Annotated in this window: 18 protein-coding genes; 14 read left to right on the top strand and 4 right to left on the bottom strand. The window is 72.2% G+C overall.

Going from position 1 to position 20,163, the window contains the following annotated elements; translation table 11 throughout:
- Positions 1–4 precede the first annotated feature (4 nt).
- Together O3S82_RS10350 and O3S82_RS10345 are read left to right on the top strand one after the other, a co-directional pair.
- Positions 5–796 carry a lysophospholipid acyltransferase family protein gene (locus O3S82_RS10350; RefSeq protein ID WP_179424087.1) on the top strand — a complete coding sequence of 264 codons (792 nt, stop codon included), beginning with the start codon at positions 5–7 and terminating at the stop codon, positions 794–796.
- 64 nt (positions 797–860) lie between these two features.
- Complete coding sequence (locus tag O3S82_RS10345; protein ID WP_395487640.1) at positions 861–2,198, top strand: class II 3-deoxy-7-phosphoheptulonate synthase; 1,338 nt, start codon at positions 861–863, stop codon at positions 2,196–2,198.
- 33 nt (positions 2,199–2,231) lie between these two features.
- Here the strand turns inward: O3S82_RS10345 and pknB are convergent, their stop codons facing one another.
- Together pknB and O3S82_RS10335 are read right to left on the bottom strand one after the other, a co-directional pair.
- Complete coding sequence (gene pknB / locus O3S82_RS10340; protein ID WP_269302640.1) at positions 2,232–4,208, bottom strand: Stk1 family PASTA domain-containing Ser/Thr kinase; 1,977 nt, start codon at positions 4,206–4,208, stop codon at positions 2,232–2,234.
- Positions 4,209–4,270: 62 nt separating this feature from the next.
- Entirely contained in the window at positions 4,271–5,299 is a 1,029-nt protein-coding gene (locus tag O3S82_RS10335; RefSeq protein WP_269302638.1) for a polyprenyl synthetase family protein, read from the bottom strand.
- A 24-nt stretch (positions 5,300–5,323) separates the two neighbouring features.
- On the opposite strand from O3S82_RS10335, the gene metF reads away from it, so the two are divergent.
- Positions 5,324–6,232, top strand: a complete 909-nt coding sequence (gene metF, locus O3S82_RS10330; RefSeq protein ID WP_179424091.1) for a methylenetetrahydrofolate reductase [NAD(P)H] — start codon at positions 5,324–5,326, stop codon at positions 6,230–6,232.
- Positions 6,233–6,319: 87 nt separating this feature from the next.
- On the opposite strand, the gene O3S82_RS10325 is transcribed toward metF, so the two are convergent.
- Positions 6,320–7,495, bottom strand: coding sequence for an FAD-dependent oxidoreductase (locus O3S82_RS10325; RefSeq protein WP_269302636.1), 1,176 nt, complete (start codon positions 7,493–7,495; stop codon positions 6,320–6,322).
- A 2-nt stretch (positions 7,496–7,497) separates the two neighbouring features.
- Positions 7,498–8,073, bottom strand: coding sequence for a DUF4126 domain-containing protein (locus O3S82_RS10320; protein WP_269302634.1), 576 nt, complete (start codon positions 8,071–8,073; stop codon positions 7,498–7,500).
- A 54-nt stretch (positions 8,074–8,127) separates the two neighbouring features.
- Here O3S82_RS10320 and O3S82_RS10315 point away from each other — a divergent pair, with 54 nt between their 5' ends.
- The 11 genes from O3S82_RS10315 (at position 8,128) to ftsW (ending at position 20,162) form a co-directional block, all read left to right on the top strand.
- Positions 8,128–8,877: a class I SAM-dependent methyltransferase gene (locus O3S82_RS10315; RefSeq protein ID WP_179424094.1), complete on the top strand. Its 750-nt coding sequence runs from the start codon at positions 8,128–8,130 to the stop codon at positions 8,875–8,877.
- Between the two features lie 13 nt (positions 8,878–8,890).
- On the top strand, positions 8,891–9,271 hold the full coding sequence (locus tag O3S82_RS10310) for a DUF3040 domain-containing protein (RefSeq protein ID WP_269302632.1): 381 nt from the start codon (positions 8,891–8,893) through the stop codon (positions 9,269–9,271).
- Between the two features lie 282 nt (positions 9,272–9,553).
- Positions 9,554–10,006: a division/cell wall cluster transcriptional repressor MraZ gene (mraZ, locus tag O3S82_RS10305; protein WP_179424096.1), complete on the top strand. Its 453-nt coding sequence runs from the start codon at positions 9,554–9,556 to the stop codon at positions 10,004–10,006.
- 121 nt (positions 10,007–10,127) lie between these two features.
- Positions 10,128–11,075: a 16S rRNA (cytosine(1402)-N(4))-methyltransferase RsmH gene (rsmH, locus tag O3S82_RS10300; RefSeq protein WP_269302629.1), complete on the top strand. Its 948-nt coding sequence runs from the start codon at positions 10,128–10,130 to the stop codon at positions 11,073–11,075.
- Positions 11,076–11,097: 22 nt separating this feature from the next.
- Positions 11,098–11,559, top strand: a complete 462-nt coding sequence (locus tag O3S82_RS10295; RefSeq protein WP_179424098.1) for a hypothetical protein — start codon at positions 11,098–11,100, stop codon at positions 11,557–11,559.
- The gene (locus O3S82_RS10290; RefSeq protein WP_179424099.1) at positions 11,559–13,301 is read left to right on the top strand and encodes a peptidoglycan D,D-transpeptidase FtsI family protein; all 1,743 of its coding nucleotides are present in this window, start codon (positions 11,559–11,561) and stop codon (positions 13,299–13,301) included. The genes O3S82_RS10295 and O3S82_RS10290 overlap by 1 nt, the downstream gene beginning before the upstream one ends.
- A 38-nt stretch (positions 13,302–13,339) precedes the next feature.
- Positions 13,340–14,824, top strand: a complete 1,485-nt coding sequence (locus tag O3S82_RS10285) for a UDP-N-acetylmuramoyl-L-alanyl-D-glutamate--2,6-diaminopimelate ligase (protein WP_269307054.1) — start codon at positions 13,340–13,342, stop codon at positions 14,822–14,824.
- Positions 14,821–16,179, top strand: a complete 1,359-nt coding sequence (locus O3S82_RS10280; RefSeq protein ID WP_269302626.1) for a UDP-N-acetylmuramoyl-tripeptide--D-alanyl-D-alanine ligase — start codon at positions 14,821–14,823, stop codon at positions 16,177–16,179. The genes O3S82_RS10285 and O3S82_RS10280 overlap by 4 nt, the downstream gene beginning before the upstream one ends.
- A 27-nt stretch (positions 16,180–16,206) precedes the next feature.
- Positions 16,207–17,274 (top strand): phospho-N-acetylmuramoyl-pentapeptide-transferase, encoded by a 1,068-nt coding sequence (mraY, locus tag O3S82_RS10275; RefSeq protein ID WP_179424101.1) that lies wholly within the window; start codon positions 16,207–16,209, stop codon positions 17,272–17,274.
- A complete protein-coding gene (murD, locus tag O3S82_RS10270) occupies positions 17,264–18,712 on the top strand; it encodes a UDP-N-acetylmuramoyl-L-alanine--D-glutamate ligase (RefSeq protein WP_269302623.1) in 1,449 nt (482 codons plus the stop codon). The genes mraY and murD overlap by 11 nt, the downstream gene beginning before the upstream one ends.
- Positions 18,713–18,944: 232 nt before the next feature.
- The gene (gene ftsW, locus O3S82_RS10265) at positions 18,945–20,162 is read left to right on the top strand and encodes a putative lipid II flippase FtsW (RefSeq protein WP_179424102.1); all 1,218 of its coding nucleotides are present in this window, start codon (positions 18,945–18,947) and stop codon (positions 20,160–20,162) included.
- Position 20,163: the final 1 nt, after the last annotated feature.

Raw genomic sequence — 20,163 nt, 5'->3', positions numbered from 1 at the left:
CCCCATGTCACGTCCGGTCGGACAGCGGCGCGGTAATGTCTCGTGCGTGTTCTACTGGTTCCTCAAGTTCCTGGCTCTGGGTCCGGTGCTCAAGCTGATCTTCAGGCCGTGGGCCGAGGGCACCGAGAACGTCCCGCGCGAGGGCGCGGTGATCTTGGCCAGCAACCACCTGTCGTACAGCGACTGGCTGTTCATGCCGCTGGTGATCCCGCGCCGCGTCACCTTCGTGGCCAAGGCCGAGTACTTCGAGGGCACCGGTCTCAAGGGCTTCCTGCAGCGCTCCTTCTTCTCCGGCTCGGGCCAGGTCCCGATCGACCGCAGCAGCGGCAGCGCCGCCGCCGGCGCGATCCGCACCCAGCTGCGCCTGCTCGCCGAGGGCGAGGTCTGCGGCATCTACCCCGAGGGCACCCGGTCGCACGACGGCAAGCTCTACCGCGGCCGCACCGGCGTGGCCCGCCTCGCCCTCGAGGCCAAGGTCCCGGTCATCCCCGTCGCCGTCATCAACACCGACGTCGTCGCGCCTCCCGGGAAGATCGTGGGGCGCTACGCCCGGCCCGGGGTGCGCTTCGGCAAGCCGCTGGACTTCAGCCGCTACGAGGGCATGCAGGACGACCGCTACATCCTGCGCGCGATCACCGACGAGATCCTCTACGAGATCATGAACCTCTCGGGCCAGGAGTACGTCGACCTCTACGCGCCCGACGCGAAGAAGCGCGACAAGGAGCTGGAGCGCCAGGCCGCCAAGGAGCGCGACCGCGCCGAGGCCGACGAGGTCTGGGAGGAGATCGCCGAGTAGGGCGGTCCCGTCCTGCATGCGGACGTCGTCGGGGGCGCGGGAACCGGTCGCGTATCCTTTCTTGGTGAGCATTCCCAGCCTTGAAGAACTGCGTGCGATCGGTGCTGCGCAGCAGCCCACGTACCCCGATCTCGATGCGCGCGACGCCGCCGTCGAGAAGCTGCGGAAGATGCCCCCGCTGGTCTTTGCGGGCGAGTGCGACTCGCTGCGCGACAAGATGGCGGCCGTGGCACGCGGCGAGGCCTTTCTGCTCCAGGGCGGCGACTGCGCCGAGACGTTCGAGGGCGTCACCGCCGAGAACGTGCGCAACAAGCTGCGCGTGCTGCTGTCGATGGCCGTCGTCCTGACCTACGCCGCGAGCGTCCCGGTCGTGAAGGTCGGCCGCCTGGCCGGCCAGTACGCCAAGCCGCGCTCGAGCGACACCGAGACGCGCGACGGCGTCACGCTGCCGGCCTACCGCGGCGACGCGGTCAACGGGTTCGACTTCACCCCCGAGGCGCGTCACCCCGATCCGCAGCGCCTGCTCGACGTCTACCACGCCTCGAGCGCCACGCTGAACCTCGCGCGCGCCTTCACCACCGGCGGCTACGCCGACCTGCGCCAGATGCACTCGTGGAACACGGACTTCGTGCGCAACAGCCCCGTGCGCGAGCGCTACGAGCGCATCGGCGACGAGATCGACCGCGCCCTGGCCTTCATGGAGGCCATCGGCGCCGATCCCGACGAGCTGCACACCGTGGACTTCTACTCCTCCCACGAGGCCCTCGTGCTGGAGTACGAGCACGCGCTGACGCGCATCGACTCGCGCACCGACCGCCCGTACGACGTCTCGGGCCACTTCGTGTGGATCGGCGAGCGCACGCGCCAGCTGGACGGAGCCCACGTCGAGCTGCTGAGCCGCATCGCCAACCCGATCGGCGTGAAGCTCGGTCCCACCAGCACGGCCGACGACGCGCTCGCGCTCTACGAGAAGCTCAACCCCGACCACGTGCCGGGCAAGATCACGTTCATCACCCGCTTCGGCGCCGAGAAGATCCGTGACCTGCTGCCCACGCTCGTGGAGAAGGTCACGGCCGCGGGCGCGCAGGTCGCGTGGGTCACCGATCCCATGCACGGCAACACGTTCGCCACCGACAACGGCTACAAGACGCGTGAGTTCGACGCCGTCATCGACGAGGTCCGGGGCTTCTTCGAGGTCCACCGCGCCCTCGGCACGTGGCCCGGCGGCCTGCATGTCGAGCTCACCGGCGACGACGTCACCGAGTGCCTCGGCGGCGGCATGCGCCTGTCGGCCCAGGACCTGGAGCACCGCTACGAGACGCTGTGCGACCCGCGCCTGAACCGGGCGCAGTCGCTGGAGCTGGCCTTCCTCGTCGCCGAGATGCTCGCCGGCCGCTCCTGATCCTCGCTCCTGACCTCGCGCCCCGGCGCGAGGTCAGGAGAGGAACACGGTGACGGTCGAGCCGGGCTTGACCTTCTTGCCCACGGTCGTCATCTGGTACTGGACGCGGGCGTCGTCGCCCGAGAACGGGTTCTTCGCGGCGTTCAGCTTCAGGCCGAGCGCGGTGACGGCCGCGCGGGCCTCGTCCTCGGTCATGCCGCGCAGGTCGGGCACCGCGACGAGCTCGGGTCCCTTGGAGACCGTGAGCGCGATCGTGTCGCCGCGCACCCCAGTGCCTGCCGACGGGGTCTGCGAGATGACCACGCCCTTCTTGACGCTGTCGCTGAACTGCTCGACCTCGCGGACGACGAAGCCGGCGTCCTCGAGGGCGGCGGAGGCGTCGTCGGCCGCCCGGCCGGTGTAGTCGGTGATCGTGATGGGCTTGGGGCCCTTGCTGACGACGAGGTCGACGGCGGTGTCGCGCTTCACCTGGTCGCCGACCTTGTGGCTCGAGGACTTGATGATCCCGTCGGTGGGGACCTTGTCGCTGAAGGCCTGGGTGACCTCGCCGACGCGCAGGTTCAGCGAGCCGAGGATGGTCTCGGCCTCGGACAGGGAGCGGCCTTGGATGTTCGGGATCTCGTAGCGCTCCTTGCCCTTGCTGACGACGAGCGTGATCACGTCGTCGGGCAGGGCACGCGACCCGGCGTCGGGGTCCGACGAGACCACGGCGCCCTTCTCGACGACCTCGGAGAAGGCGGGCTCGCCCAGCTCGGTGGTGAAGCCGGCGGCCTCGGCGGTCTTGACGGCCTCGGCCTGGTCGAGCGAGACGAGGTTCGGCACGGTCTCGTAGCGGCCGATCGCCAGGTACCAGCCGAGCAGGGCGGTGGCGGCCAGCGCGGCGAGCGCCACGAGGAGCAGGACCGGACCGCGACGACGCCGGCCCGCCGGGGCGGGCTCGGCCTCGGAAGGACGGTCGACCGCGGCAGGCGCGACCGGACCGCCGAACGTGGTGGTGGGCTCGGTGACGGCGGTGGTGGGCTGGTCCTGGCCGACGTCCCACAGCGAGGTGACCGGCGCGGTCATCTCGACGTCCGCGGGTGGGCCGTCGAGGACGGGCGCGACGACCGGCGTGGGCCCCGAGCCCGGGAGCAGGTCCTGCGTCAGCTCGGGATCGTCGGCGAGACCGGCGGCCAGGGCGCGCTGGACCTGGCGCAGCTGGTGCAGCAGGACGCGGGCGTCGGGGGAGCGGCGCTCGCGGTCGCGCGTCATGGCGCGACGCACCAGAGCGTCGAGGTAGGGCGGGATGCCCGGCTGCAGCGTGGAGGGCGGCGCGACGTCCTCGTTGACGTGCTGGTGGGCCACGGCCAGCGGCGAGTCGCCCGTGTGGGGCTTGGAGCCCGTGAGCATCTCGAAGAGCATCGCGCCGCACGCGTAGACGTCGGTGCGGGCGTCGGCGCCCTGGTGGGTGATGACCTCGGGCGCCAGGTAGGACACGGTGCCGACGAGGACGCCGTCGAAGGTCGAGTCGTTGGAGATCGCGCGGGCCAGCCCGAAGTCGGCCAGCTTGACCTCGCCGGTGGTGGAGATCAGCACGTTCTCGGGCTTGATGTCGCGGTGGATCAGGCCGGCGTCGTGGGCCGCCGAGAGCGCCATCAGCACGGGCTCGAGGTAGGACAGCGCCCGCCGTGGCGCCATCGGCGCCTCCTCGCGCAGCACGTCGCGCAGGGTGCGACCCGGGACGTACTCCATGACGAGGTAGATCGTCTCGCCGTCGACACCCTGGTCGTAGACCGAGACGATGCCGCGGTGGTTGAGCTTCGCCGCCGACTGGGCCTCGCGCACGAACCGCTCGGGGGTGTCCTCGAGGTCGGTGTCGGGGTGCATGATCTTGACCGCGACGATCCGGTCGAGCCGCAGATCGGTGGCGCGGAAGACGCTCGCCATGCCGCCCCGGGCGATGCGCTCATGGATCACGTAACGCTGGTCGAGCGTGCGCCCGACCAGTGCGTCGTCGTCCGTGACCGTCATGCTCGCCTCCTGGGACACCTCGATTCTAAGGGCTGGGCCCCCAGCACCCGTGCTCCCTCGGATCAGCGGACGCGTCGGATGGCCGCGTCGACCAGCGGCTCGAGCACCGGACCGGCCGACGGGCCGATCCGGGCGATGGCGCGCAGCGACTGCTCGACGAGCCGGTCGATGTCGGCCTCGACCTGCTCGAGGGCCCCGCTGGACTCGATGAGGTCGTGCAGCTCGGCGACGCCCTCCTCGGTGCCGAGGAGCGCCAGGACGCGCTCGTGGCCGACCGCGTCAGCGGTGCGGGCGACCAGGACGGTGCGCTTGCCCTCGCGCAGGTCGTCGCCGATCGGCTTGCCGGTGTCGGCCGGGTCGCCGAAGACGCCCAGGACGTCGTCGCGCAGCTGGAACGCCTCGCCGAGCGGCAGCGCGACCTCGGTCAGCCGGCCCAGCAGGTCATCGTCGCCGCCGGCCAGCGCCGCGCCCACGTGGAGGGGCCGCTCGATCGTGTACTTGGCGGACTTGAAGCGGATCACGTGCATCGCGCTGGCGACGTCGAGCCGGTCGCGGGTCTGCGCGAGGACGTCGAGGAACTGGCCCGAGACGACCTCGGACTTGCACGCGTCCCACAGTCGCGCGGCGCGGGCGTCGGGCTCGGCTCGACGCAGGTGCTCGTCGGCCCACGACAGCATGAGGTCGCCGACGAGGATCGCCACGCGGGCCCCGTACTCGTGGGCCTCGCCGTGACCGCCGGCCGCGACGTGCCGCGCCTCGAAGTCGCGGTGCACGCTGGGGCGGCCGCGCCGGGTGTCGGAGCCGTCCATCAGGTCGTCGTGGACCAGCGCGCTGCCCTGGAGCCACTCGAACGCCGCGCCCGCCGCGGCGATGCGCTCGTCCGAGGGGGCGCCGCCGGCGAGGAGCCAGCCGGCGTGGCAGAAGGTGGGCCGGAGCAGCTTGCCACCGGCGGTGAAGTCGACGGCGGCGTCGACGAGGTCGCCCACCGCGGGATCGAGATCGGTCAGCAGTCGCCGCTGCTCGCCGACGAAGGAGTCCAGCTGTCGAGCGACAGCTGTCCGAAAGGTGGAATCGGCTGCCGGGCTGTTCACGTCCGTGACGATACCGTTGGGACCATGCCCGCTTCCCCCGACGCCGCGTCCCACGACCCGATCCTGCAGGCGCTCGCCTCGGACCGGCCGGCCGTGTCGTTCGAGTTCTTCCCGCCGAAGGACGACGAGGGCGAGGCGCAGCTGTGGCGCACGATCGACGACCTCTCGCCGCTCGAGCCGACGTTCGTCTCGGTCACCTACGGCGCCGGCGGCACCAGCCAGGACCGCACCGTGCGGATCACCGAGCGGATCGCCCGCGAGGCGTCGATGCCGCCCGTCGGTCACCTCACGCTCGTGGGGCAGAGCCGCGGCGAGATCGAGACGGTGCTCAAGCAGTACGTCGCGGCGGGCGTCCAGCACGTGCTGGCCCTGCGCGGCGATCCGGCCGGCGGCCCGCGCGCTCCGTGGGAGCCGCATCCCGACGGCATGAGCCACGCGATCGAGCTGGTCGACCTCGTGCGCGAGGTCGGCGGCCTCTCCGTCGGCGTGGCGGCGTTCCCCGAGGGTCACCCCGACTGTGGCGGCCTCGACGAGGACGCCGACGTGCTCGTGGCCAAGTCCCGCGCCGGCGCGTCCTTCGCGATCTCGCAGCTGTTCTTCCGCGCCGACGATTACTTCGGCCTCGTCCGCCGCGTGCGCGACCGCGGCTGCGACCTGCCGATCGTGCCGGGCATCATGCCGATCCTGAACTTCGGCCAGGTGGCCCGCATGGCCGAGCTCTCCGGCGCCGACATGCCGCGCGAGGTGCTCGACCAGATCGAGCCGATCGCCGACGACCGCGCCGCCGTGCGCGCCAAGGGCATCGAGCTGGCCACCCAGCTGTGCCGCGATCTGCTCGCCGGCGGCGCCCCCGGACTGCACTTCATGACGCTCAACCGCTCGCCCGCGACGCGCGAGATCTTCGAGCAGCTCCGCGCCGACGGCCTCGTCTGAGCCGACCGAGCGGGGTTTCCCGTCACGATGCGGGGGAAGTTCTCCCCGCAAGGTGATGGATTCCCCGGTTGACCGGGGAATCCTCGCCTAGCGCGGCACGGCGCCGAGGTGGGCCGCCAGGGCGGCGGTGCCCATGCCGGTGATCTCGAGGCCGGCGCCGGGCGCGGCCGCCGCGCCGACGAGCCACAGGCCTTCGCGCGGGCTGCGGGCCGGGAGGGGCAGGTCGGAGACGGCCGGGGGAGCGGGCACGCTCTCGCGCCATGTCACGTGGGGCCGCAGGTCGTGGCCGTGCCGGGCGAGCACCTCGAGCGGGTCCGTGCCGGTCGGCGCCTCGAGCACCCAGCCGTCGTCGCCCGAGCGCCAGCCGCGCACCACGTCGCGACCGTGCACGACGAGGTCGTCGGCCGCCACGGCCCCGTCGAGCCGCACGGCGGTGAGGGTGCGCGCGCCGGAGGTCTCGGAGCCGGCGGCCCACACGACCAGGTCGGCCTCGCGCACGGATCCGTCGGCGAGCACGACGCCGTCGACGACACCGGAGGCCGCCGCGGGCTCGACCACCTCGACGCCGGTCTCGACGGTGACCCGTCGCTCACCGAGCCGCTTCAACAGCGCGGCCGCGAGTCCGGCGCTGCCGCCGTCGAACCGCCACCGGCCGAAGTTGCGCTCGACGTAGTGCCAGACCGCCAGCACCGACGGGCCCGACGGCTCGACCCACCCGAGCTCGGCACCCACGCGACGCAGCCGTGCGTCGCGCACGGGACGGACCAGCCGCTCGAGGGAGACGTCCGCGAGCGGCACCTCCGGGGCGGGCGCGCCGAACGGGTGCGCCGCCTCGAACACGGTGCGGCGGACGGCGTCCCACGGGTCGGCGAGCTCGTCCACCCACGGTGACCAAAGGTCCGAGCCGAGCGCCGTGGTCACCGCGTCGTGCTGGGCGCCCCGGGTACCGAAGGGCAGGTCGAGCTCGAGGCCCCGGCCGGGCCAGCGGCCGGCCACGACGTGACGGCGCGGTCCCGTGGGGGAGATCGCGATGAGGGCGTCCATCGGTCGGCCGGACTTGCGGAAGAGATCGCGGAAGACGCCGGGCAGCGTCACGCCGTCGGGCCCGGCGGCCCACCGGGCGCCGCCGATCGGGCGGCCGAGCAGCAGCCCGCCCGCCTCGCCGTCGCGCTCGAGCACGGTGACCTGGTGCCGCAGCTTCGCCAGCCGGGCGGCGGCGGACAGTCCGGCGAAGCCGCTGCCGACGACGATGATCCGGGCCACGCTCAGCCCCTCCGCTCGCGCCGCCGGGCGCGGGAGCGCCTGATCGCGCGCCACAGCCACAGGAAGAGGGAGACGCCGAGGACCAGCGCGACCGCCGTGACGACGAGGGCGACCCACGGGTGCGCGAGCGCCAGCAGCACGACGGCCACGGCGCTCAGGTCCTCGCCGGTGCTCAGCGCGGCGTTGGAGAACGGCTCGGGGGAGGTGTTCGCCGCCGCGCGCACGCCGGCCTTCACTCCGTGGGAGGCCAGCGCGGTGCCGCCGCCGAGCGCCGCGAGCAGCGCCGGGTCGAGCGTGCCGCCGTGCTCGGCCAGCTTCCACGCCACGACCGCGCCGATCGCCGGACGGACGATCGTGGAGACGCCGTCCCAGGCCGAGTCGAGCCACGGCACCTTGTCCACGACGAACTCGATCGCGAACATGCCCAGGCTCAGCCCGATGACCCACCAGTCGCCGAATCCGGCCGGCACCCACTCCGAGCCGCCGGCGCGCGCCACGATCCCGAGCACCGCCACGGTGGCCCAGGCGTTGACGCCGCTGGCCCATCCCGTGGCGAAGACGAGGGCCGCCAGATCCATGCCGCGACCGTACCGCGAGGCGCTGCGCCACCTGCCCTGTGGGAAGGTGACGTCATGGGTCCGATCCGTGGCGTGCTGGCGTGGCAGTCCGTGCTCGACGCGCTGGTGCAGGCCGGCGCGGCCCCTGACGGCTCCGGATCCCTCGACGTGCTCGACCTCGGTGGCGGCACCGGCTCGGACGCCGTGCGCGTCGCCGCGCTCGGTCATCGCGTCGTCGTGGTCGATCCCAGCCCCGACGCCCTGGCCGCCTCCGCCCGCCGCGCAGCCGAGGCCGGCGTCGAGGTCGAGGGCCGACTCGGCGACTCCGCCGACCTGGCGGAGCACGTCGCGGCCGCCAGTGTCGACGTCGTGATCTGTCACGGCGTGCTGGAGCACGTCGACGATCCCGGCCAGGCCGTGGCCGCGGCGCGCGAGGTGCTGCGCCCCGGCGGCTGGCTGAGCGTGATCGTCCCCGGACGCGTCGCGGCGGTCGCGGCGCGAGCCGCGGCGGGCGACTTCGCCGGTGCCACCGCCCTCGTCGAGGCCGCTCCCGACGCCTCGTGGGACCTCGCAGGGCTCGGCCCGCGGCGCTGGTTCGCCGAGGAGCTCGAGGACCTGCTCGTCGACCACGGACTGACCCCGGTCCTGAGCCAGGGCGTGCGGGCCCTGAGCGACGACGTGCCGGGGGTCGTGGTCGACGGATCGGCCGGTGCCCGCGAGGAGCTCTTCGCCCTCGAGCGCTCGATCCGCCGGATTCCGCAGTTCGCTGGACGTTCGGCTGGTTTGCAGACCATGGCCCGCCTAGAATCGACCTCACACCCCTGACCAAGGAGTCACCGTGCCACTGTCGGACGAAGAGGCCCGGCTGCTCGCCCAGTTGGAGCAGTCGCTGGCCGCAGAGGATCCCGAGTTCGCGTCCACGCTGCGCGGCTCCAAGTTGATCGCGCACAACCGTCGTGTCGCGGCCATCTGTGTCGTGGGCTTCCTCGCCGGCATCGCCATGCTGCTGGGCGGAGCCGTGTCCAAGATGACCTGGGTCGGCGCACTCGGCTTCGTCGCCATGGTGGCGGCCGCCTACTTCTTCGTCCGTGCCTGGCGACGCGGGATCAGCGGCGCCCAGGAGCCCAGCGGCCCCGCGGCCAGCTCGCCGAAGGGCTCCGGCTCGTTCGTCGAGCGCATGGAGGAGCGCTGGCAGCGCCGTCAGGACGACGGCATCTGATCGCTCCACCGCGCCCCACCGTCCACGAGACCCCGCCGATCGGCGGGGTCTTCGTCGTTCTCGCCCCCCTTCGCTCCACCAGCGGCTGAACTCCCCCACTTCCCTCCACCGACCCGCCATCGCTGAGATGGCGGGTCTTTTGCGCTCTCGTCCCACGCGACACGCCTGACTCTTGACGAAATCAGGGTGGATGGTGGAGCGTTGTGGGTTAAGGTGGGGCGTAGTGGTGGAAACACCGGACTTCGACCTCGAGGGAGAGCGACGTGGAGCAGGGAGGACGCGATGGCCGCACCGGCATCGACGCACTTCTTCGGCACGTTCACGCCTCGCCTCGACGAGAAGGGCAGGCTCTTCCTGCCGGCGAAGTTCCGACCGCTGCTGACGGACGGCGTGGTGCTGACGCGTGGTCAGGAGCACTGCATCTACGGCTGGACGCCCGAGGCATTCGACGAGTTCTCCGAGCGGGCGCGGCAGGCGTCGTTCACGAACCGACAGGCGCGCAACTTCATCCGCATGCTCTTCGGCGGTGCGGCGCACGAGACGCCGGACAAGCAGGGACGCGTGCCCGTGTCGCAGCTGCTGCGCGACTGGGCCGGCCTGGACCGCGACTGCACGGTCGTGGGCACGGGCGAGCGGTTCGAGATCTGGGACTCGGCGAAGTGGAACGACTTCTCCGACGAGCACGAGGAGGGCTTCGCCGACCTGTCGGAGGAGATCTTCCCCGGGATCTTCTGAGCACTCCCGCGGTGGGGCGCGATGCCCGCCTGAGGGGTTCTGACGTCACTTCCCCGGCGTCAGAACTCTGCAGGCGGGGATCGGGCCCCATCGGCGCGCCGTCGGTGACCGGGACGCTGGCATGAGCGCGCGGCACGTCCCGGTGATGCTGGACCGCGTCGTGTCGGAGTTCGCCCCCGTCGTGGAGGGACGTGACCGGCCGGTCGTCGTCGACACCACGCTCGGACTGGGCGGGCACACCGAGGCGCTCCTGAACCGCTACCCGAGCCTGCACGTCATCGGCATCGATCGTGACCCCGAGGCCCTGCGCCGTGCGGGGGAGCGACTGGCTCCGTTCGGTGACCGCTTCGAGGCCGCGCACGCGGTCTACGACGAGATCGCCGAGGTCGTGCACGACTCGGGCCGCACGAGCGTCGACGGGGTCCTGTTCGACCTCGGCGTCTCCTCGATGCAGCTCGACCTGGCGGACCGCGGCTTCGCCTACGCGCAGGACGCGCCGCTGGACATGCGGATGAACTCCGAGGACGACCTCACGGCGGCCGGCGTGCTCAACACCTACGCCGAGGACGACCTGGCGCGGATCCTGCGCGAGTACGGCGAGGAGAAGTTCGCCCGCCGCATCGCCAGGGAGATCGTCGCCGAGCGCGAGCAGCGTCCGTTCGAGCGCAGCGAGCAGCTCGTCGAGCTGATCCGCCGCTGCATCCCGGCCCCGGCGCGGCGCACGGGCGGCAACCCCGCCAAGCGCACGTTCCAGGCGCTGCGGATCGAGGTCAACGACGAACTCGGCGTCTACCGGCGGGCGCTGCCGGCGGCGCTGGACCTGCTCTCGGTCGGCGGGCGCGTCGTCGTCCTGTCGTACCACTCCCTGGAGGACCGGATCACCAAGCGCGTGTTCACCTCCGCCACCACGAGCACGGCTCCGCGGGACCTTCCCGTGGTGCCCGAGTCCATGCAGGCCCGCTTCCGCTCCCTGACCCGGGGAGCCGAGCTGGCCGGCGAGGACGAGATCACCGACAACCCCCGCGCGCGTTCGGTCCGGATGCGCGCTGTCGAACGGATCGCCGCATGAACGACGCCCAGCGAGAGACCCGATGAGCACCGCCACCTCCCCCCGTGCCCTCAGTCGCACGGCCGCCGCGCGATCGTCCGCGCTCGCGTCCGGCATCGCCGCGCGCGGTCGTGACGCGCGTGACGTCGGGCTGAAGCTGGTCGGCCCGGTCCGCGTCCGCGCGCGCCGGGCGCCCTTCGTCGTCGTCGTGCTGTCCGTCCTGGCCGCGGGCCTCGTCGGCCTGATCCTGCTGAGCACCGCCATGCAGGCCCAGTCGTTCAAGATCGACGACCTGCAGCAGCGCGCCACCCTCCTGCAGGCGCAGAAGGAGCAGCTCGCCGCCGAGGTGGACCGCATGCAGAGCCCCTCGGGCCTGGCCGACCGCGCCCTGAGCGAGGGCATGGTCCCCAACGCCAACCCCGTCTTCCTGCGCCTCGCCGACGGCAAGGTCATCGGCGAGCCGGTCCCGGCCGAGCCCGACACGAACGTCAGGAGGGCCGGCTGATGCCCGTCTCGGTCACCCGGAACCGGCTGCGGGTCCTCGTGGTCTGCGTGCTCGGCCTCTTCCTGCTGTTCGCCGGCCGCCTGTTCCAGATCCAGGCGGTCGACTCGAAGGCATACGCGGCGATGGCCGTCGAGGCCGGCACGCGCAAGGCCGTCGTGCCCGCGCCCCGAGGCGACATCGTCGACCGCAACGGCGAGGAGCTGGTCACCAGCACCGACGGACTCACGATCACGGGCGATCCGTCGATGACGGCCGAGAAGGCCCCCGAGATCGCGCGCATCCTGCACGAGAAGCTCGGCGACGAGATCGACTACTTCGACACGATCCAGAAGCTGCGCACGCCGAAGTCGCGCTACGTCTTCCTCGCGAAGGACCTGCCGGCGTACGAGGCCCGCAAGGCGGTGAAGGCCGTCGCCGAGGCCGGCTACACCGGCGTGTTCACCGAGACGGAGAGCCTGCGCAGCTACCCGGGCGGCTCGCTCGCGGCGAACGTCCTGGGCATCACCGAGGAGAACGGCAAGGGCATCGCCGGCCTCGAGATGCAGTACGACCAGCAGCTCACCGGCAAGGACGGCTCGTCGACGTACGAGGTCTCCACGACCGGCCAGCGCATCCCGATGGCCGACTCCACGGTCGAGGAGATGGTGCCGGGCGCGAACGTCAACACCACGATCGACCGTGACCTGCAGTGGTACGCCGACCAGCGCCTGCGCGACGTCGTCAGCTCCGCCGGTGCCGACTACGGCCTGGCGATCACGATGGACGTCCGCACGTGCCAGATCGTGCAGCTCTCGCAGGCGCCCACGTTCAACCCCGACAGTCGCGCCGGCGTCAACGACGGCACGCTCGTCAACCGCGCGGTGTCGAACGTCTTCGAGCCCGGCTCGGTCATGAAGACGATCACCATGGCGGCGCTGGCCGACCAGGGCAAGGTCACCGCCGACACCAGGATCAAGGTGCCGTCGGGCATGGTCATCGACGGCTTCCCGATCGGCGACTACTGGCAGCACGGCGCGATCCGGCTGACGGCTGCGGGCGTCATCGCGAAGTCCTCGAACCTCGGCACGATCGTCGCGGCCGAGCAGATGTCGGACTCGACGTTCTACTCCTACCTGCGCAAGTTCGGCTTCGGCGCCCACAGCGGCATCGACCTGCCCGAGGAGTCGGTGGGCATCGTCTCCCCGGCGCGCGACTGGACGAAGGCCAAGCACGCCACGACCTCGTTCGGACAGGGCGTCTCGGTCAACGCGATCCAGATGATCCGCGCGGTCGGTGCGATCGCCAACGGCGGCGTCATGTGCACGCCGCGGGTCGTGGACTCGCTGACCAAGGCCGACGGCTCGGTCGAGAAGACCGATCCGGGCGAGTCGCGCCGGGTCGTCTCCCGCGAGGCCGCGTCCGAGGTCACCCGCATGATGGAGGCCGTCACGGCCGACGACGGCACGGCGCCCGCCGCGCAGATCGAGGGCTACCGCGTGGCCGGCAAGACCGGCACCGCCTGGCGCGTCAACCCCACCACGGGCAAGTACGTGCGGGGCCAGAACACGATCTCGTTCATGGGCTTCGCGCCGGCGGACAACCCGCGCTTCATCACCTACGTCGTGATCGACAAGCCCCCGCGCAACGCCGGTGGTGGCTCGATGGCCGGCCCGGTGTTCCACGACATCATGTCGATGGCCCTGGAGCGCTTCGGCGTGACGCCCACGGGCGCCAAGCCGCCCAAGATCAAGCAGGACTGGTAGCCGTCGTGCCGCCCGGTAGGTTGGGGCGGGTGGACGAGATGAGGGTCAGGCCGTTCGACACGCCCACGTGGTCCCTCGCCGAGGTGGCCGCGGCGTGGTCCGGGGCGAAGGCCGAAGGCGATGCGAGCGTCACCGGGATCAGCCTCTCCACCCGCGACGTCGTGGCCGGCGACCTGTTCGCCGCGCTGCCCGGTGCCAGCACGCACGGCGCCCGGTTCGCGCCCCAGGCGCTCGAGGCCGGGGCCGTGGCGATCCTCACCGACGCCGAGGGCGCCGCGTCGCTGCCGGGCGACGTCCCGCGGGTCGTCGTCGAGGAGCCGCGACGCGGCCTCGCCGCGTTCGCCGCGCGGTTCTACGACCGGCCCAGCAGCCGGTTCACCACCGTCGGCGTCACGGGCACGCAGGGCAAGACCACGACCACGTACCTCGCCGAGGCCGCGCTGGGGGAGTCGCGCTCGGCCGTCATCGGCACGATCGGCACCCGCATCGCGGGACGCCCGGCGGCCAGCAGCCTGACCACCCCCGAGGCCCCCGCCCTGCAGGCGCTGTTCGCCGTCATGGCCGAGGAGCAGGTCGCCGCGTGCGCGATGGAGGTCTCGAGCCACGCCATCGTGCAGGGACGCGTCGACGGCTTCGTGCTCGACGCCGCGGTGTTCCTCAACCTCGGTCGCGACCACCTGGACTTCCACCACGACCTCGAGTCGTACTTCGCCGCGAAGGCCGAGCTCTTCACGCCCGAGCACGCCCGCCGCGCCGTGATCAACCTCGACGACGCGCACGGGCGCCGGCTCGCGCAGCAGACCGTGCTCCCGGTCACGACCTTCTCCACCGAGGGGGCGCCCGCCGACTGGCGTGCGGTGAACGTGCGGTCGCACCGCCTCGGCAGCGACGTCACGCTGATCTCGCCCGACGGCACCGAGACCGAGCTGTCCGTGCCGCTGGCCGGCGCCTTCAACGTCTCCAACGCCGTCGCCGCGATCGTGGCGCTGGCGGGGGAGGGCCACGACCTGCGTGAGCTCGTCCGCGGCGTCGCCTCCGCGCGGGGCGTGCCGGGCCGGATGGAGCGCGTCGACGCGGGCCAGCCCTTCACGGCCGTCGTCGACTACGCCCACAAGCCCGAGGCGGTCGAGGCCGTCCTGGCCGCGCTGCGACCCGTCACCGCGGGTCGGTTGATCGTCGTGATCGGCGCCGGCGGCGACCGCGACCGCGGCAAGCGACCGCTGATGGGCGAGGTCGCGGCGCGGCTCGCCGACCTGGTGGTCGTCACGGACGACAACCCGCGCAGCGAAGAGCCGGCGCGGATCCGCGCCGAGGTCCTGGCCGGCGCCGAGCGGGGCACCGCCGAGGTGCTCGAGGTGGGCGACCGACGCGAGGCGATCGCGGTGGCCGTCGGACAGGCGCGCACCGGCGACACGGTCGTCGTCGCGGGCAAGGGCCACGAGCGCGGCCAGCAGGTCGGCGACGTGGTCCACCCGTTCGACGACCGCGAGGTCCTCGTCGAGCTGATCGGAGGCGCCTCGTGACCCCCACCACCCTGGCCCAGGTCGCCGTCGCCACCGACGGCCGCGTCGAGGGCGACGACGCGCTCTCGGTCGAGGGCCCGGTCGTCATCGACTCCCGCCGGGTGACGCCCGGCTGCCTCTTCGTGGCGATCCCGGGCGAGCACGTGGACGGGCACGACTACGTCGAGGCCTCCCTCGACGCCGGAGCCGTGGCCACGCTCGCCACGCGCGCGGTGCCGGGTCCCCACGTGATCGTGGACGACCCCGTCCGGGCGCTCGGCCGGCTCGCCGCCGACCGGCTCGCGTCGCTGAGGTCCGAGACCGACCTGCAGGTGGTGGCCATCACCGGCTCGCAGGGCAAGACCTCGGTCAAGGACCTCGTCGCGCACGTCCTCCGGACCGATGGCGCCACGGTCGCGCCCGAGGGCTCGTTCAACAACGAGCTCGGCGTGCCGCTCACCGTGCTGCGCGCCGACGCCGGCACGCGCCACCTCGTGCTCGAGATGGGAGCCCGCGGGATCGGCCACATCGCCACGCTGTGCGAGATCGCGCCGCCCGACGTCTCCGTCGTCCTGAACGTCGGCACGGCCCACGCGGGCGAGTTCGGCGGTCTCGACCGCACGGCCCAGGCCAAGGGCGAGCTCGTCGAGGCGCTGGACGAGCACGGCACGGCCGTCCTCAACGCCGACGACGAGCGCGTCGCGGCGATGGCGTCGCGCACGCGCGGTCGCGTCCTGACCTTCGGGCGGGCCGGGCAGGTCCGCCTCGTCGGCGACGTCACCCTCGACGACGCCGGGCACCCGCGCTTCGTCGTCGAGGCCGACGGCCTCACGCTCGACGCCACGGTCCCGCAGCTGGGCGCGCACCACGCGATCAACGCCGTCGCGGCCGTCGCCGCGACCTCCGCCCTGGGCGTGCCCGTCGAGGCCGCCGTGCACGCGCTGACCACCGCGACGGCCACCTCGCCCATGCGGATGGAGCGCCACGAGACGGCCGGGGGAGTCGTCGTCGTCAACGACGCGTACAACGCCAACCCCGAGTCCATGGCGGCGGCCCTGCGCACCCTCGCAGGACTGGCCCCGGGACGCGGCGTCGCCGTGCTCGGTGAGATGCTTGAGCTGGGCGAGGACTCGCCCGCGCAGCACCACAGGATCGGCCGGCTCGCCGCCGACCTCGGCATCGCCCGGGTCATCGCGGTCGGTGCCGGAGCCGCCGAGATCGCCCGGGGAGCCGGGTCGGCGGGTCTCCAGGTGGACGATGTCGAGGCAGCGGTGGACGCACTCTCCGCGAGCCTGGATGCCGGTGACGTGGTGCTTGTGAAAGCATCGAGGGGCGCCCGCCTGGAGCGGGTCGTCGAAGCGCTGCTGCGCAACTGACACGCACGGAAGGAACGAACGGAAGCGATGCTGGCCGTACTGATCGCAGGGGTCGTGGGACTCGTCGGCACACTCGTCGGCACCCGTTTCGCGATCTCCGTGCTCGTGGCCAAGGGCTACGGACAGCTCATCCGCGACGACGGTCCGACCTCGCACCACGTCAAGCGCGGCACGCCCACCATGGGCGGCCTCGTCATCATCATCAGCACGGTGCTGGGCTACGCCATCGCCAAGCTGGTCACCGGCTACGAGCCCAGCGCCTCGGCGGTGCTGCTGCTCTTCCTGTTCGTCGGCCTCGGCGCCATCGGCTTCCTCGACGACTGGATCAAGGTCGCGAAGCAGCGCAACCTGGGTCTGCGCAGCAAGGCCAAGATGGTGGGCCAGATCCTCGTCGGCCTCGTGTTCGCCGTCCTGGCGATCGGCTGGGAGAACGACAACGGCCAGACTCCGATCACCCACGCGATCTCGTTCACGCGCGACCTGTCGTGGGAGCTGCCCACGGTGCTGCTGATCGTGTGGGTGCTGCTGATGATCGCGGGTGCCAGCAACGGCGTGAACCTCACCGACGGCCTCGACGGCCTGGCCACCGGCGCCGCCGTGATGGTCTTCGGCGCGTTCATCCTCATCAACGTCTGGCAGTCCAACCAGAGCTGCTTCATGCTCGACCCCGGCCCGAAGTGCTACGAGGTGCGCGACCCGCTCGACCTCGCGGTGGTCGCCTCGGCCGTCACCGGCGCGTGCTTCGGCTTCCTGTGGTGGAACGCCTCGCCCGCCAAGATCTTCATGGGCGACACCGGCTCGCTCTCCCTCGGCGGCCTCATGGCCGGCTTCGCGCTGATGACCCGCACCGAGCTGCTGCTCATCGTGCTGGGCGGCCTGTTCGTCATCATCACCTTCTCGGTGATCCTGCAGGTCGGGTACTTCAAGCTCTCCGGCGGCAAGCGCATCTTCCGGATGGCGCCGCTGCAGCACCACTTCGAGCTCAAGGGCTGGGCCGAGATCACGATCGTGGTCCGGTTCTGGATCATCAGCGGCATCTGCGTGATCTCCGGCATCGGCCTCTTCTACTGGGAATGGGTCGTCGGTGCCTTCTGAGCGCGACGTCTCGTCGCTGCACCGCGACTCCTCGTGGGAGGGCGTCCGCGCCGTCGTCGCCGGCTTCGGCGTCAGCGGCTTCGCGGCCGCCGACACGCTGAACCACCTCGGTGCGAGCGTCGTCGTGCTCGACGAGTCCGAGGGCGACGCCCACCGGCAGGAGCAGGCGCAGCTGCTCGAGGTCCTGGGCGCCGACGTGCGCCTGGGCCCCGGCACCACCGCCGAGCTGCCGCGGGACGTCGACCTCGTGATCACGTCACCCGGCTGGCGCCCCACCGTGCCGCTGCTGGCCGAGGCCGCCGGCCGGGGCATCCCGGTCTGGGGCGAGGTCGAGCTGGCCTGGCGCCTGCGGGGCGCCGATCCCGCGCCCTGGCTGGCCGTCACGGGCACCAACGGCAAGACCACCACGGTGCAGATGCTCGAGGCGATCCTGCAGGCGGCGGGGCTGCGCGCCCAGGCCGTCGGCAACGTCGGCACCCCGATCCTCGAGGCCGTGATGGACCCCGAGGGCCGCGACGTGCTGGCCGTCGAGCTCTCCAGCTTCCAGCTGCACTGGACGCGGTCGATGGCGGCCGAGTCCGCCGCCGTGCTGAACCTCGCACCCGACCACTACGACTGGCACGGCGGGGCGCAGGCCTACGCGGCCGCGAAGGGCAAGGTCTACGAGCAGGTCCGGCGCGCGTGCGTCTACAACGTGGCCGACGAGGCCACGAGGCACCTGGTCGAGGAGGCCGACGTGGTCGAGGGCGCCCGCGCCATCGGGTTCACCCTGGGCATCCCCGAGCCCGGCATGGTCGGCATCGTCGACGACCTGCTGGTCGATCGGGCCTTCGTGGACTCCCGCGCCACGAGCGCCGCCGAGATGGCCTCGATCTCCGACCTCGACGACGACTCGCCGCACAACGTGCAGAACGCGCTCGCGGCCGCCGCGCTCGCGCGGGCCCACGGGGTCGCCCCGGTCGCGGTCCGCGACGGCCTCCGCGCCTTCCGCCTCGGACCTCACCGGATCAGCACGGTCGCCGAGCGCGACGGCGTCCGCTGGGTCGACGACTCCAAGGCCACCAACCCGCACGCCGCTCGCGCCTCGCTGCGCGCCTTCGACCACGTGGTCTGGGTCGCCGGGGGACTGGCGAAGGGCGCCACGTACGGCGACCTGGTCCGCGACGTCCGCGAGCACCTGCGGGCCGCCGTGCTCATCGGCGCCGACCGCGACCTCATCGCCGCCGAGCTGGCCGCCCAGGCGCCCGACGTGCCGGTCGAGCTCGCCGACGGCGACGACGCCGACGCGCTGATGGACGCCGTCGCGACTGCTGCCCGGCGCCACACCCGTCCGGGCGACACCGTCCTCCTCGCCCCCGCCGCCGCCTCGATGGACCAGTTCCGCGACTACGCCCACCGCGGCGACGCGTTCGCGCAGGCCGTCGACCGCCTCGGCTGACCCCGGTCCGCTCGGAGGCGGTGAGTGGTCAACCACTCCCGGTGACCGCCGGTGACCGGTCAACCCTTCGGGGCTCCGTTCAGGTTGAGGGCTCACCGCCCCACCCCGGGTTCGGTTCCCCGCTCACCGCTCCCGCGGCCGACGCGGCGACACGCGCCCGGAGGTCCACGCGGCACGCCGTCCCACGGGCCACACTGGGGAGCAGTTTCCCTTTCTTCCCCGAAGGAACGCCATGAGTACCACCGCTTCTCGGCGGTCGTCGAGCACGCTCGAGACCGTGCGGAACCTGCTGGAGCGACCGCTCGCGTCGTACCAGCTCGTGCTCGGCACGACCGGCCTGCTGCTCGGGCTCGGCCTCATCATGGTCCTCAGCGCCAGCTCGGTGTTCGCGCTGCGCGTCTACGGCAACTCCTTCGAGATCTTCAGCCGCCAGGCGATCTTCGCGGTCGTCGGGCTCGTGGGCATGGTCATCGCGATGCGCATCCCGCTCGAGCGGGTGCGCCAGCTGTCGCGACCCGTCCTGCTCGTGGTCGTCGTGCTGATCGGGCTGACCTTCACGCCGCTGGGCATGGACATCAACGGCAACCGGAACTGGATCCCGCTGTTCGCCGGCTTCAACCTCCAGCCGTCCGAGTTCGCGAAGCTCGCGATCGTGATGTGGATCGCCGACCTCTACACCCGCCGACACCGACACCTCGGCACGCCGCGATTCGTCATCACGCCCGTCGTCCCCATCGCGGGAGCCGTCTCGGCGCTCGTCGTGTTCCAGAAGGATCTCGGCACCGCGGTCATCCTGTTCGCGATCATCGCGGGCATGCTGTGGGTCGCCGGCCTGCCGCTCAAGCCGATGCTGGGCTTCGGCGCCGGCCTCGTCGTGCTGCTGCTGTTCTTCGTGGCCACGGCGCAGCACCGCGTCGACCGCTTCATGTCGTTCCTCAACCCGATGGCCGATCCCGAGCAGTCGGGCTACCAGGCGATCAAGGCGATGATGGGCTTCGCCCGCGGGGGCTTCTGGGGCCTGGGCCTGGGCAGCAGTCGTCAGAAGTGGGGCGCCCTGCCCGAGGCGCACACCGACTTCATCCTCGCGGTCATCGGCGAGGAGCTCGGTTTGGCCGGCAGCCTCGTGATCCTGGCCCTGTTCGGCCTGCTGGCGTACACCGGCTTCCGCATCGCTCACCGCAGCCGCGACCGCTTCGCGCGCTACCTCGCCGCCGGCATCACGATCTGGCTCACGACGCAGGCGATCATCAACATCGGCATGGTGCTCGGCCTGCTGCCGGTCATCGGCGTGCCGCTTCCGCTCGTCTCGTACGGTGGTTCCAGCATGCTCGCCACACTCGCCGCGCTGGGCCTCCTGGCCAACTGCGCCACCACCGAACCCGGCGCCGCCCGCGCCCTGTCCGTCTCGCGTCGTGCCAAGGCGCGCAAGAAGCAGCGGGCGGGTCGCTGAC

It is taken from the genome of Aeromicrobium sp. HA (genome assembly GCF_027171405.1).
GTDB lineage: Bacteria > Actinomycetota > Actinomycetes > Propionibacteriales > Nocardioidaceae > Aeromicrobium > Aeromicrobium tamlense.
This window is presented reverse-complemented; position numbering and strand designations above follow the sequence as displayed.

Bases quoted from the DNA above. Each gene is read 5' to 3' on its own strand.
- O3S82_RS10320 (WP_269302634.1), bottom strand. From the start codon at position 8,073: ATGGATCTGGCGGCCCTCGTCTTCGCCACGGGATGGGCCAGCGGCGTC.
- O3S82_RS10285 (WP_269307054.1), top strand. From the start codon at position 13,340: ATGAGGGTCAGGCCGTTCGACACGCCCACGTGGTCCCTCGCCGAGGTG.
- mraY (WP_179424101.1), top strand. From the start codon at position 16,207: ATGCTGGCCGTACTGATCGCAGGGGTCGTGGGACTCGTCGGCACACTC.
- O3S82_RS10315 (WP_179424094.1), top strand. From the start codon at position 8,128: ATGGGTCCGATCCGTGGCGTGCTGGCGTGGCAGTCCGTGCTCGACGCG.
- pknB (WP_269302640.1), bottom strand. From the start codon at position 4,208: ATGACGGTCACGGACGACGACGCACTGGTCGGGCGCACGCTCGACCAG.
- O3S82_RS10290 (WP_179424099.1), top strand. From the start codon at position 11,559: ATGCCCGTCTCGGTCACCCGGAACCGGCTGCGGGTCCTCGTGGTCTGC.
- O3S82_RS10295 (WP_179424098.1), top strand. From the start codon at position 11,098: ATGAGCACCGCCACCTCCCCCCGTGCCCTCAGTCGCACGGCCGCCGCG.
- ftsW (WP_179424102.1), top strand. From the start codon at position 18,945: ATGAGTACCACCGCTTCTCGGCGGTCGTCGAGCACGCTCGAGACCGTG.
- rsmH (WP_269302629.1), top strand. From the start codon at position 10,128: ATGAGCGCGCGGCACGTCCCGGTGATGCTGGACCGCGTCGTGTCGGAG.
- O3S82_RS10350 (WP_179424087.1), top strand. From the start codon at position 5: ATGTCACGTCCGGTCGGACAGCGGCGCGGTAATGTCTCGTGCGTGTTC.
- metF (WP_179424091.1), top strand. From the start codon at position 5,324: ATGCCCGCTTCCCCCGACGCCGCGTCCCACGACCCGATCCTGCAGGCG.
- mraZ (WP_179424096.1), top strand. From the start codon at position 9,554: ATGGCCGCACCGGCATCGACGCACTTCTTCGGCACGTTCACGCCTCGC.